We start from the raw sequence: 12,921 nt of genomic DNA, 5'->3' as shown, positions 1-12,921 counted from the left end.
CCAAGGCGAGCTTGTGCCGCCGGACGATGTCCTCACGATCAGCTTTTGGCTTGCTCAGCTTTTCGCCGGGAGCGTCGTTTCGGCGCCGGCGCGGCCACTGTCACAGGCTTGACACGTATGCGCACCGATCCCTTCGACTGGTCGAGGTCGAAGGCGTTGGTCTTGCGCACGAGGTCGATCAACTTGCGGGAACCGTAGGTCCGCGGGTCGAAATCGGGCGCCAGGTTGGTCACCTGTTTTCCAACGACGCCAAGCTCGACCCAGCCGTCTTCGCTTTCCGTCTGGGTGATGACGTTCTTGATGATTGGGGTCGCGGCTTCCGGCGGCTGCAGCGAGCGCGGCGCGGACGCGGCATCCCGATTGTTCACCACGCCGCCGCGCAAATTCTCGGTGTAGACGAACTTCCGGCAGGCCTGCCGAAAGCTCTCCGGCGTCTTCTGCTCGCCGAACCCAAACACGTCGATGCCGTGCTCGCGGATGCGCGCGGCAAGCCGGGTGAAGTCGCTGTCCGAAGATACCAGGCAGAAGCCGTCGAAGCGGCCGCTGTGCAAGAGGTCCATGGCGTCGATCACGAGCGTGATGTCGGAGGCGTTCTTGCCCGTCGTATAGGCGAATTGCTGCTGCGGGATGATGGCGTGCTTCGCCAGGATGTCGGCCCAAGCCTTGGATCGGGCATTGGAGAAGTCGCCGTAGATGCGGCGAACGCTGGCCTCGCCGATCTTGGCGATCTCCTCAAACAGTCCATCCGCGATCTTGGCGGACGCATTGTCGGCGTCGATCAGGACGGCGAGACGGGGCGAGCGAAGTTCGGATGCCATGGCGTTTCCCAGCGAGATGGAAACCAGACTAGCAGATAATTGCGTTTGGGAACGTCTAGTCCTCGTTGGCCTTGAAGCGCCCCATCCCCTTCAGCACGAACGGCGCCAGCAACGCGATCAGCGCCAGCGCAAGCAGCGTCGCCGAGATCGGACTCTGCAGCAGCGTCATGGGATCGCCGAGGCTGATCGCGAGCGCACGACGCAACTGGCTCTCGGCGATCGGGCCGAGGATCAGGCCGACGACGACCGGCGCAATCGGGAAATCGAACCGGCGCATCAGGAAGCCGAGCACACCGAAACCGGCCAGCATCGACAATTCGACCACCGAGGGCTTCGCGGCGATGGTGCCCGTGGTCGCGAACACGAGGATGCCGGCATAGAGCCAGGGCTGCGGAATCGCGAGCAGCCGCACCCACAGGCCGACCAGCGGCAGGTTGAGCACCAGCAGCATGCAATTGGCGATGAAAAGGCTGGCGATCAGGCCCCAGACCAGATCGGGCCGCTCGGCAAACAGCAGCGGGCCCGGATTGAGGCCGTATTGCTGGAAGCCCGCGAGCATCATCGCGGCGGTCGCCGAGGTCGGCAAACCCAGCGTCAGCAGCGGCACCAGCGTGCCGGCAGCCGAGGCGTTGTTGGCGGCTTCAGGCCCCGCGACGCCTTCGATCGCACCCTTGCCGAATTCCTCGGGGTGTTTCGTCAGGCGCTTCTCGGTCGAATAGGACAGGAAGGTCGGGATCTCCGCGCCGCCCGCCGGCAGCGCGCCGATCGGGAAGCCGAACATGGTGCCGCGCAGCCACGGCTTCCACGACCGTTTCCAGTCTTCTTTTGTCATCCACAGCGAGCCGCGCACCGGCTCGAGCTTCTCTTCAGTGTGGTGGCGGCGTGATGCGACGTAGAGCGCCTCGCCGACCGCGAACAGGCCGACCGCCAGCGTCGTCACCTCGACGCCGTCGAGCAGCTCGGGGACGCCGAACGCAAGCCGCGCCTGTCCGGTCAGCTTGTCGATGCCGATGAGGCCGAGCGTGAGACCAACGAACAGGCTGGTCAGGCCGCGGACCGGGGAATCGCCGAAGGTCGCCGATACCGTGACGAAGGCGACGCACATCAGCGCGAAGTAATCCTCAGGGCCAAAGCGCACGGCGAAATCGACCAGCCACGGCGCGAGGAACGCAAGACCGATGGTGGCGATGGTGCCGGCGACGAAGGAGCCGATCGCCGAGGTCGCCAGCGCCGGCCCGCCGCGGCCGGCCTTGGCCATCTTGTTGCCTTCGAGCGCGGTCGCCATCGAGGCGCTCTCGCCGGGCGTGTTGATCAGGATCGCGGTGGTCGAGCCGCCATACATGCCGCCGTAATAGATGCCGGCGAACATGATCAGCGAGCCGCCGGGATCGAGCTTGTAGGTCACCGGCAACAGCAGCGCGACCGTCAGCGCCGGGCCGATGCCGGGCAGCACGCCGACGGCGGTGCCGAGGAACACGCCGATCAGCGCATACAGCAAATTCATCGGCTGGACGGCGACCGCCATGCCATGCGCCAGCGCGGCGAAAGTGTCCATCACAGCAGTCGCTCCAGCGGTCCGGCGGGAAGACTCAGCGTCAACAGGCGGTCGAACGCGAGATAGATGAGGGTCGACATCACGAGCGCGATGACGGAGTCGACAAGGATGGCGCGGCGCCCGAAGGCCGCCGATGTCGTCACGAACAGCGCCGATGTCGCAAGGATGAAACCGCCGCCGAAGCCGATGATGGCGATCAGAAGTGCGAGGCCAACGAGGATCAAAACGACTGGTACCGGATCGGTGCTCTCGCGCGCCGGCAGGTTGCCGCGCAGCGCGTCGATGAAATTGCCGATCGCGAGCAGCGCGAGGCCGGTGGCGACCACGACCGGCATCGCCTCCGGCCCCATGCCGTACATCGCGGTGGATTGCAGGCCGCGCGCATCCCAGACCAGCACCGCGGCAAGACCCGCCAGCAACGCGGCGATGACGATACCCGCGCGGTCGACATGCCGCGGCGGTTGGGCAGGATCGTCTGAGCTCATGACTTGACGAGGCCGACCGATTTCAGCACGTCGGTGACGCGCACCGTTTCCTTCTTCAGGAAGTCGACGAAGGCGTCGCCGCCGAGATAGGCATCCTCCCAGCCCTTCTGCTTGAGGATCTCCTTCCAGGCGTCCGACTTCACCATCTTCTCGACCGCATCGCTCAAGGTCTTGCGCTGCTCCGGCGTGATGCCGGGAGGCGCGACCACCGAGCGCCAGTTGGCGATCACGAGGTCGATGCCCTGCTCCTTGAAAGTCGGAATGTCGCTGCCTGGGATGCGCGTCTCCGAGGTCACGCCGATCGCGCGCAGCTTGCCGGACTTGATCTGGCCTTCGTATTCGCTCAGCCCCGAAATGCCTGCGGTGACCTTGCCGCCGAGGATCGCGGCCAGCGACTCGCCGCCGCCGGAGAACGGGATGTAGTTGATCTTCTTCGCGTCGGCGCCGACCGCGCCGGCAAACAGCGCCGCCATCACATGGTCGACGCCGCCGGCTGAGCCGCCGGCAAAGGTCACCTTGGCGATATCGGCCTTCACCGCGGCGGCGAGGTCCTGCGCATTCTTGATCGGCGAATTCGCGGGCACCACGATCACCTGGATTTCCTCGGTGAGGCGCGCGATCGGCGTCACCTGCTCGAGCGTGACAGGCGACTTGTTCATGGCGAGCGCGCCGACCATGACGAAGCCGTTGACCATCAACTGGTTGCCGTCGCCCTTGGCGCCGTTGACGAACTGCGCGATGCCGACGCTTCCGCCGGCGCCGGGAACGTTGGTGACCTGTACGCTGCGCGCAACACCCGCGGCAACCAGCGCCTGCTGCATCGAGCGCGCGGTCTGGTCCCAGCCGCCGCCTGGCGCTGCCGGCGCCATCAGCTTGAGCTCGAGTTGCTGGGCGAAGGCAGGCGTCGCTGCCGCAAGGGTCAGCGCGACGGCTGCGCCGGCAAGGCGCGCAGAAAATCGAAACATGGGGGCATTCTCCAGGCTCGTGCGGACGTGTTGATCGTTTGCCGCATTGTGTCGTTTGGTCGCATATCAGCCAAAACGGCCTATGCTGTCCAGCGACGGCGCCCGGTTCCCAGTCAGCCGGATTTCGGCATCACCCCACCGAGTGCGACGGTCAGCTCGGCGGCAACTTCGCGCACGATCTGGCCGATTTCCGGGAGCCTGTCGTCGGTCAGACGGCTGGTCATGCCAGAGACGGAGATCGCCGCAAGCGGCTCTGCGCAGTCGTTATAGACGACTGCGGCAATACAGCGCAGGCCCATAAAGGCCTCCTCGTCGTCGATCGCAAAGCCCTGCTTGCGGATCGTCGCGAGCTCCTTGAACAGATCGCTCGGCCGCACGATGGATTTCTCGGTCAGGCGGGGCATGCCGTGATGGCGGATGACGGCGCTGACATCCTCGTCCGAATAGGTCGCGAGCACCGCCTTGCCGACGCCCGAGGTCACCATCGCGACGCGGCCGCCGACCTGGGTCAGCGAGCGCATGATCTCGCGGCTTTCCATGCGGGTCAGCACGATGATGAATTCGTCGTCGACGACGGCGAGATTGGCGGTCTCGCGGGTGAGGTCGCGCAGCTTGCGCAGGTATGGAATCGCCTGTGCGGAAAAATTGCGACGCCGTGCGAAGCTGGCGCCGACCGTGAAGCTACGCACGCCGACATGCCATTTGGATTCGGCGCGGTCGAACTGCACGAAGCGGCGGCTTTCCAGCGTCGCCAGCAGCCGGTGCACGGTCGAGGCCGACAGGCCGGTGCGAACGGCGAGGTCGCTGAGGCGATAGCCTTCGTCGTCTTCGGCCAGCGTTTCGAGGATCGACAGTGCGCGGTCGACGGACTGCACGCCGCCGTCGCGCGCGTCATGGTCGGCCTCGGATGGAGATCGAGGCTCGAGCGATTTGCGCCGGATCACGTTCTTGCTCATCGCGACCTGCCGCTTTTGCATCCGTCATTCCGGGATGGTGCGCCGGGACTGCGCGCAGCGCGGGCCTGGCGTACCAGACCCGGAATCTCGAGATCCCGGGTTCAACGCTCCGGGCCGCGCTTGCGCGGTCCCGTCGCGTTGCCCCGGGATGACCGGAGAGATAGCGCTCAGAGCAACCCTGCCCCGCGCGCCCACTTGAACTTGGCGCCGAGCACCTCGACCGGCAGCTCGGTCGAATAGGCATAGGCCGGGATGCCGTTCTGGTAGAGATATTCGGCGGCTTCCTCGACCTCGACGTCGCCGGCCAGTGACGCCACGATCGGCTTCACAAAGCCCTTGGCCTCCATCTCCTTCTTCACCTCGACCATATTGCGGGCGAACACCATCGGCGGGGTGACGATCGTGTGCCAGTAGCCGAGGATCAGCGAATGGATGCGCTCATCCGACAGGCCGAGCTTCACCGTGTTGACGTAGGTGATCGGCGGCTCGCCGCCGGTGATATCCACAGGATTTCCGGCCGCGCCAAACGGCGGGATGAACTTGCGGAAGGCCGCGTCGAGATCCGGCGGCATCGACATCAGCGACAGGCCGTTGTCGACGCAGGAGTCCGACAGCAGCACGCCCGAGCCGCCGGCACCCGTGATGATCAGCACGTTCTCGCCCTTCGGCGTCGGCAGCACCGGCACGCCGCGGGCGAATTCGAGCAGCTGCCGCAAGCTGCGGGCGCGGATCACGCCGGACTGCGCCAGGACGTCCTCGTAGATCTTGTCGTTGCCGGCGAGCGCGCCGGTGTGCGACGAGGCCGCCTTCGCGCCGGCCGAGGTGCGGCCGGCCTTGAGCACGACGACCGGCTTCTTCTTGGAGACGCGCTTGGCGGCTTCCGCGAAGGCGCGGCCGTCCTTGAGGTCTTCGCAGTGCTGCGCGATGATCGCCGTGTTCGGATCCTGTTCGAAGAAGGCGAGCAGATCGTCCTCGTCGATATCGGACTTGTTGCCGAGGCCGACGATCGCCGACACGCCCATTTTCGCCGAGCGCGAGAAGCCGATGATCGCCATGCCGATGCCGCCGGACTGCGACGACAGCGCCGCCGAGCCCTTGACGTCGTAGGCGGTGCAGAAGGTCGCGCAGAGATTGGCGGGGGTATAATAGAAGCCGTAGATGTTCGGCCCCATCAGGCGGATGTCGTACTTCTTGCCGACCTCGACGATCTCGGCCTGCAGCTCCGGCGCGCCGGCTTCAGCGAAGCCCGACGGAATCAGCACCGCACCCGGGATTTTCTTCTCGCCGCATTCGGTGAGGGCTGCTGCGACGAACTTCGCGGGGATCGCGAACACGGCCGTGTCGATCACGCCCGGCACGTCCTTGACGCTCTTGTAGGCCTTGTAGCCGAGGATCTCGGCGGCCTTGGGATGGATCGGGTAGATGTCGCCCTTGTAGCCGCCGTTGATGAGGTTCTTCATCACGGAGTTGCCGATCTTGCCGTCCTCCGCGGAGGCGCCGACCACGGCAACCGCCTTCGGTTGCATAATGCGGCTCATCGCCGCGACGATCTCCTCGGTCGGGCGCGGCTTCGGCTTGGGCACATAGGCGAAGTCGACGACAATGCGGACGTCGGCGGCGATCGCGCTCTTCGCCGTCGCGAACACAGGGTTGAGGTCGAGCTCGACGATTTCAGGGAAGTCGGTGACGAGCTGCGAGACCTTGACGATGACGTCGGCGAGCGCCGTGCGGTTCACCGGCTCGCCGCCGCGAACGCCCTTCAAAATCTCATGCGCCTGGATGCCGTCGAGCATCGAGAGCGCGTCTTCCTTGGTCGCGGGCGCGAGGCGGAAGGTGATGTCCTTCAGCACTTCGACCAACACGCCGCCGAGGCCGAAGGCGACCAGCTTGCCGAACGAGCCGTCGGTGATCGAGCCGACGATGACCTCGGTGCCCCCGGCCAGCATCTGCTGCACCTGGACGCCCTCGATCTTGGCGTCGGCCTTGTACTTCCTGGCGTTGCCGAGAATGGTCTCATAGGCCTTTTCGGCGTCTTCGGCCGTCTTGAGGCCGACGATGACGCCGCCGGCTTCGGTCTTGTGGAGAATGTCCGGCGAGACGATCTTCATCACCACCGGGAAGCCCATCGAGGAGGCCATCTTGCCGGCCTCGCCGGCCGATTTCGCCACCCCCTCCTTCGGCACCGGAATGCCGTAGGCGTCGCAGACCAGCTTGCCTTCCGGCGCCGTCAGGCTGGTGCGATTGTCCGCCTTGACCTGGTCAAGCACCTTGCGGACGGCATCTTTGGAATTGGACATGTGGCTTCTCCCTTGACCTCGGTTCGTTCTTTGCAAAGCGCGCGCGTGATTTGCGGCTGCCCGTGATGCTTGCCATTCGCCGCGCTCTGTTCCATGCCGCGGAGCCTAAAGCCGAGCTTACTCCGCCGGCTTGGATCAAAAATGGCTGGCGATGGCATTTGGTATGCCAGAAGCCAACTTGTCAAGCCGCCGCGCACCTTAGAAGGCCGCAAAAAATAGGCAGCTTGACATTCTGGCATGTGGTATGCCAAAAACTTTCCGGTTAATAATCCTGTAAAAGACGACTCCCACTGGAGGAGATTCGTCGTGTCACTGCGGAAACCAACCAAGGCGTTGCCGAACATGGCCGAGGCAGATATCGCAATCGTTCGTATTGCCCCGGAGAGCAGCTTCAAGAACAAGGCGTATGACGCCTTGAAGGAAGCCATCCTCAAGATGGACATCTACTCGACGCCCGAGCCGGTGATGCTCGACGAGCGCGCGCTGTCCGAACGCCTGGGCGTCAGCCGAACCCCGATCCGCGAAGCCATCGCGATGCTCGAGCAGGACGGTTTCGTGAAGACCGTGCCGCGCCGCGGCATCATGGTGGTGCGCAGGACCAAGAGCGAGATCGTCGACATGATCCGCGCCTGGGCGGCGCTGGAGAGCATGGCCGCGCGCCTCATCACCACCACCGCGCGCAAGAAGGACATCACGGCGCTGCGCGACTATTTCAAGGACTTCGGCAAGGACCGCCTGCCCGAGGATCACGTCGAGGAATATTCGCGCGCCAACATCGCCTTCCACCAGGCGCTGATCTCGCTGTCGGAATCGCCGGTGCTGGTCGATCTCACCAACGACCTCTTGCTGCACGTGCGCGGCTATCGCCAGCTGACCATCGGACGCAAGGACCGCACCGCGACGTCGCTGCCCGAGCATCTCGGCATGATCGAAGCGCTGGAGGCACGCGACACCGAGCTCGCCGAGAAGCGCGCCCGCGACCACACCCTTGGCCTTGCCGCTTACGTCGAAGCGCACGGCCAGGAACTGTTCACCTAGCAACGTTCACCAGAAGGGCGAAAAATTCGCCCCACTACTTGAGACCAGGGAGACAAGGCCCATGCTGAATACCGCGACCAAGTCCGAAGCACCGGGCACCGAGCAGGAACTGACGGATGGCTTCCATCTCGTCATCGACGCGCTCAAGCTGAACGGCATCAACACCATCTATAATGTGCCGGGCATCCCGATCACGGATTTGGGCCGCATGGCGCAGGCCGAGGGCATCCGCGTGATCTCCTTCCGCCACGAGCAGAACGCCGGCTACGCCGCAGGCATCGCCGGCTACCTCACCAAGAAGCCCGGCGTCTGCCTCACAGTCTCGGCGCCCGGCTTCCTCAACGGTCTCACCGCGCTCGCGCACGCCACCACCAACTGCTACCCGATGATCCTGGTCTCGGGCTCCTCCGAGCGCGAGATCGTCGATCTCCAGCAGGGCGACTACGAGGAAATGGACCAGCTCGCGATTGCCAAGCCGCTGTGCAAGGCGGCCTATCGCGTGCTGCACGCCCAGGACATCGGCATCGGTTTCGCACGCGCCATCCGCGCCGCGGTCTCGGGCCGTCCGGGCGGCGTCTATCTCGACCTGCCGGCAAAGCTGTTCGGTCAGGTGATGAACGCCGAGGCCGGCCAGAAGTCGCTGGTCAAGGTGATCGACGCTGCGCCCGCGCAGCTTCCCTCGCCCGCTTCGATCAAGCGTGCGCTTGATGTGCTCAAGAGCGCGAAGCGTCCGCTCATCATCCTCGGCAAGGGCGCGGCCTACGCGCAGGCGGATGAAGAGATCAAGAGCTTCGTCGAGAAGAGCGGCGTGCCGTTCCTCCCCATGAGCATGGCCAAGGGCCTGCTCCCCGACACCCATCCGCAGTGCGCCGGTGCCGCCCGCTCGACGGTGCTGAAAGACTCCGACGTCGTCATGCTGATCGGCGCGCGGCTGAACTGGCTGCTCTCGCACGGCAAGGGCAAGAGCTGGGGCGAAACGCCGAAGAAGTTCATTCAGGTCGACATTGAGCCGAAGGAAATGGACTCCAACATCGAGATCGTCGCGCCCGTGGTCGGCGACATCGGCTCGGTCGTCTCGGCGTTCAATCAGGCCATCGCTTCGGGCTGGACCGCGCCGCCGGCCGAATGGACCAAGGCGATCTCGTCCAAGCGCGACGAGAACGTCGCCAAGATGGCGCCGAAGCTCATGAACAACAAGTCGCCGATGGACTATCACGGCGCGCTCGGCGTGCTGAAGAACGTCATCAAGGAGTATCCCGAGGCGATCCTCGTCAACGAGGGTGCCAACACGCTCGACCTCGCCCGCGGCGTCATCGACATGTACAAGCCGCGCAAGCGTCTCGACGTCGGCACCTGGGGCGTGATGGGCATCGGCATGGGCCAGGCGATCGCGGCCGCGCTCGAGACCGGTCACCCCGTGCTCGCGGTGGAAGGCGATTCGGCCTTCGGCTTCTCCGGCATGGAGGTCGAGACCATCTGCCGCTACAACCTTCCGATCTGCGTCGTCATCTTCAACAATGACGGCATCTATCGCGGCACCGACGTCAACGGCGCCAACGCCGATCCGGCGACCACCGTGTTCGTCAAGGGCGCGCGCTACGACAAGATGATGGAAGCCTTCGGCGGCGTCGGCGTGAATGCCACCTCGCCCGACGAGCTCAAGCGCGCCGTCAACGAGGCGATGAAGTCCGGCAAGCCGACGCTCATCAACGCGGTGATCGATCCGGCCGCCGGCTCGGAGAGCGGCCGCATCGGCAACCTCAATCCGCAGAGCGTTCTGCAGAAAAAAAAGTAAGTCCACCCCTCGACCCTTAATTCCCTGCGGTTGGCGGGGGCAGACACAGAGTACGGAGCAACACGATGACCAAAGCGCTCACGGGCGTTCGCATTCTCGACTTCACCCACGTCCAGTCCGGACCGACCTGCACGCAGCTGCTGGCATGGTTCGGCGCCGACGTGATCAAGGTGGAACGCCCGGGCGTGGGTGACATCACCCGCGGCCAGCTGCAGGACATCCCGAACGTGGACAGCCTGTATTTCACCATGCTCAACCACAACAAGCGCTCGATCACGCTCGACACCAAGAACCCCAAGGGCAAGGAAGTCCTCACCGAGCTGATCAAGAAGTGCGACGTGCTGGTCGAGAATTTCGGCCCCGGCGTGCTCGACCGCATGGGCTTCCCCTGGGAGAAGATCCACAGCCTCAACCCGAAGATGATCGTCGCCTCGATCAAGGGCTTTGGTCCCGGCCCGTATGAAGACTGCAAGGTCTACGAGAACGTCGCGCAGTGCACCGGCGGCGCCGCCTCCACCACCGGCTTCCGCGATGGCCTGCCGCTCGTCACCGGCGCGCAGATCGGCGACACCGGCACCGGCCTGCACCTGGCGATCGGCATCCTCGCCGCGCTCCACCAGCGCACCACGACCGGCAAGGGCCAGAAGGTCACCGCCGCGATGCAGGACGGCGTGCTCAATCTTGCCCGCGTCAAGCTGCGTGACCAGCAGCGCCTCGCTCACGGCCCGCTCAAGGAATACAGCCAGTTCGGCGAAGGCGTTCCGTTCGGCGACGCCGTGCCGCGCGCCGGCAACGATTCCGGCGGCGGCCAGCCGGGCCGCATCCTGAAGTGCAAGGGCTGGGAGACCGATCCCAACGCCTACATCTACTTCATCACCCAGGCCCCGGTCTGGGAGAAGATCTGCGACGTGATCGGCGAGCCGACCTGGAAGACCGATCCGAACTACGCCAAGCCGGCCGTCCGCCTGCCGCGCCTGAACGAGATCTTCGCCCGCATCGAGCAGTGGACGATGACGAAGACCAAGTTCGAGGCGATGGAAATCCTCAACAAGGACGACATCCCCTGCGGCCCGATCCTGTCGATGAAGGAGATCGCCGAGGACCAGTCGCTGCGCGCAACCGGAACCGTGGTCGAGGTCGATCACCCCACCCGCGGCAAGTACATCTCGGTCGGCAACCCGATCAAACTATCGGACAGCCCGAGCGACGTGACCCGCTCGCCTCTGCTCGGCGAGCACACCGACGAGATCCTGCGCGCTGTGCTCGGCTTCTCGGACCACCAGGTCGCCGATATCCACAAGTCCGGCGCGCTCGACCCGCCGCAGAAGCAGGCCGCTGAGTAAGCGGATCTGTCAGAGAACGACGAAAGGGCCGCCCGAAGGGGCGGCCCTTTTTGCTTGTGAAGGCGTGCGGGCGCGGGCTCAAACTAAAAACCGGAAAAACAACCCCATGCACAGTAGCCATCTACTTGGCATCAAAGGAAATTTCTGATTTAGCGAAAATAACTTTGACGCGTCGGGCAAAACAAGGATATTATGCCATCGTCCGAAAGAGGCGCCGAAAGACTGCCAAGCGCCACAGGCGTCGGAAGCCCAAAATGTCTTGCGCAACGGAGCCCCCAATTTCGCGCAGGAGTTGAGCGAGGAACGGTAGCGGAATTGTGGCTTCGACCCGGCTAGAACCGTGCCGTTGGCACGAGCCGGGCCAGCAAAGGTACGTTCGCATGCCACAGCATGCAATCGCGCGCCCGGGCGGTCTGGCCGGCCGCGAGTTCGGCAAGCTGCTCCCGTGAGAAGACATGCCGCTCGCAGAAGAATGGGCGAAGCGGCCGGCGCGAGAAGAAATTGTAGAAGAGCGCGCAACGATCGCGCGCGATCGCCGGACGCCCGCGATGGTAGTGGCCTGCGACATCCGCGAAGATCACGGTCCCGGCCTTGCCGGTGCAAGTCGTCACATCGCCGCGCTCCAGCGTCCCGCCTAGCCTCTGCTCCAGCATTTCATGAGTCAGAACCGGAAAATTGGCACCATCGAGCGTCTCGCTGCCGGGAAAGGAACGATGCAGGATTTCGAGCGGGCCGCCGTCCTCATCGACATCGTGCAAATAGACGGTCACCTTGACCATCCGCCGGTCCTCGAGGTCGCGATGCCATCTGCGCGCCGCGACCTGCCGGCCGTCGGCCACGGTATAGAAGAAATTCAGCGTGTCGTATGCCGCAGGCAAGCCGAGATAGGTCTCGACGATGTCGAGGATGCGATCGTCGAGGGGCCAGCGGACGATATGCGGATGATGCATCAGGTCCTCGGCGCCGACCTGCACGGTGTATTGACCGGCAAATTCGCCCGTTTCGGCACGGAGGGAATAGACGTTCGCGATACCGGTTGCCGATGCCCAGAGCGCGTCCGTGCCGGGCAGATCCAGCTTGTCGAGCGTGGTGATGTAGACGCCGTTCTTCTCCAGTCCGGCGACAACGTCCATATCGAGCGGCGAGAGCTTGGGCAGGCGCGGCTTGTGAGATGCGCGCGCCTTTTCGTAGGCCTTGTTCAATTCTCGACTGATGGCTGGCATTCCGAGCAATCTCGAGGCGGTCTCCGCTGGCAGGCTGCGGACCCGGCGCAAGGCCCGGTAACGCAGCGTCGTCTGCTTCATATCGCAATTTCCCCTGGTGCGATGGATTCGTAGCGCGGCCGCGTCGCAAGACGCGACCGGCGACTAACTTATCGCTGAGACCAGAGGCAAAAATCCGGCTCAAGTGTTTCGAAGTATATCCGCCCACATGCTCGCAAATCGTGCGGGCGCTGCAAGGCGTGCAGTCGCAGGGCTCAAACTCAAAACCGGAAAACAACCCCATGCACAATAGCCATCCCCTTGGCATCGAAGCATATTTCTGATTTAGCGAAACATCCTTTGACCCGTCGGGCAAAACAGGGGTACTGTGTCACGATCCGAAACAGCGAGCGTAGGCCTTTCGAGACGCCGCAGGGTCTCTCATTGGGATTTGCCTGCTCGAGGTT

General features: G+C 64.4%; 10 protein-coding genes. 3 read left to right on the top strand and 7 right to left on the bottom strand.

Annotated elements, in window-relative coordinates; all coding sequences use genetic code 11:
• Nucleotides 1-38: 38 nt before the first annotated feature.
• From RAD15_RS27105 to RAD15_RS27080, 6 genes are all read right to left on the bottom strand, one after another.
• On the bottom strand, nucleotides 39-818 hold the full coding sequence (locus tag RAD15_RS27105; RefSeq protein ID WP_458181270.1) for an NYN domain-containing protein: 780 nt from the start codon (nucleotides 816-818) through the stop codon (nucleotides 39-41).
• A gap of 55 nt (nucleotides 819-873) precedes the next feature.
• On the bottom strand, nucleotides 874-2,373 hold the full coding sequence (locus tag RAD15_RS27100) for a tripartite tricarboxylate transporter permease (protein WP_458181399.1): 1,500 nt from the start codon (nucleotides 2,371-2,373) through the stop codon (nucleotides 874-876).
• Nucleotides 2,373-2,858: a tripartite tricarboxylate transporter TctB family protein gene (locus tag RAD15_RS27095; RefSeq protein ID WP_458181269.1), complete on the bottom strand. Its 486-nt coding sequence runs from the start codon at nucleotides 2,856-2,858 to the stop codon at nucleotides 2,373-2,375. Before RAD15_RS27095 ends, RAD15_RS27100 begins: the two co-directional genes overlap by 1 nt.
• Nucleotides 2,855-3,823, bottom strand: a complete 969-nt coding sequence (locus RAD15_RS27090) for a Bug family tripartite tricarboxylate transporter substrate binding protein (protein WP_458181268.1) — start codon at nucleotides 3,821-3,823, stop codon at nucleotides 2,855-2,857. The genes RAD15_RS27095 and RAD15_RS27090 overlap by 4 nt, the downstream gene beginning before the upstream one ends.
• Before the next feature lie 113 nt (nucleotides 3,824-3,936).
• Nucleotides 3,937-4,779: an IclR family transcriptional regulator gene (locus RAD15_RS27085; RefSeq protein WP_458181398.1), complete on the bottom strand. Its 843-nt coding sequence runs from the start codon at nucleotides 4,777-4,779 to the stop codon at nucleotides 3,937-3,939.
• 167 nt (nucleotides 4,780-4,946) lie between these two features.
• Entirely contained in the window at nucleotides 4,947-7,076 is a 2,130-nt protein-coding gene (locus tag RAD15_RS27080) for an acetate--CoA ligase family protein (RefSeq protein WP_458181267.1), read from the bottom strand.
• Nucleotides 7,077-7,418: 342 nt separating this feature from the next.
• Here RAD15_RS27080 and RAD15_RS27075 point away from each other — a divergent pair, with 342 nt between their 5' ends.
• The 3 genes from RAD15_RS27075 to frc all read left to right on the top strand — a co-directional run bounded on the left by RAD15_RS27075 (nucleotide 7,419) and on the right by frc (nucleotide 11,252).
• Complete coding sequence (locus RAD15_RS27075) at nucleotides 7,419-8,114, top strand: GntR family transcriptional regulator (RefSeq protein WP_166819518.1); 696 nt, start codon at nucleotides 7,419-7,421, stop codon at nucleotides 8,112-8,114.
• Between the two features lie 61 nt (nucleotides 8,115-8,175).
• On the top strand, nucleotides 8,176-9,909 hold the full coding sequence (gene oxc, locus RAD15_RS27070) for an oxalyl-CoA decarboxylase (protein WP_458181266.1): 1,734 nt from the start codon (nucleotides 8,176-8,178) through the stop codon (nucleotides 9,907-9,909).
• Nucleotides 9,910-9,974: 65 nt separating this feature from the next.
• The gene (gene frc / locus RAD15_RS27065; RefSeq protein WP_458181265.1) at nucleotides 9,975-11,252 is read left to right on the top strand and encodes a formyl-CoA transferase; all 1,278 of its coding nucleotides are present in this window, start codon (nucleotides 9,975-9,977) and stop codon (nucleotides 11,250-11,252) included.
• A gap of 332 nt (nucleotides 11,253-11,584) precedes the next feature.
• Here frc and RAD15_RS27060 read toward each other — a convergent pair whose 3' ends face one another.
• Nucleotides 11,585-12,556, bottom strand: a complete 972-nt coding sequence (locus RAD15_RS27060) for a hypothetical protein (RefSeq protein WP_458181264.1) — start codon at nucleotides 12,554-12,556, stop codon at nucleotides 11,585-11,587.
• Nucleotides 12,557-12,921: the final 365 nt, after the last annotated feature.

The organism is Bradyrhizobium sp. 14AA (assembly GCF_054185205.1).
This window is presented reverse-complemented; position numbering and strand designations above follow the sequence as displayed.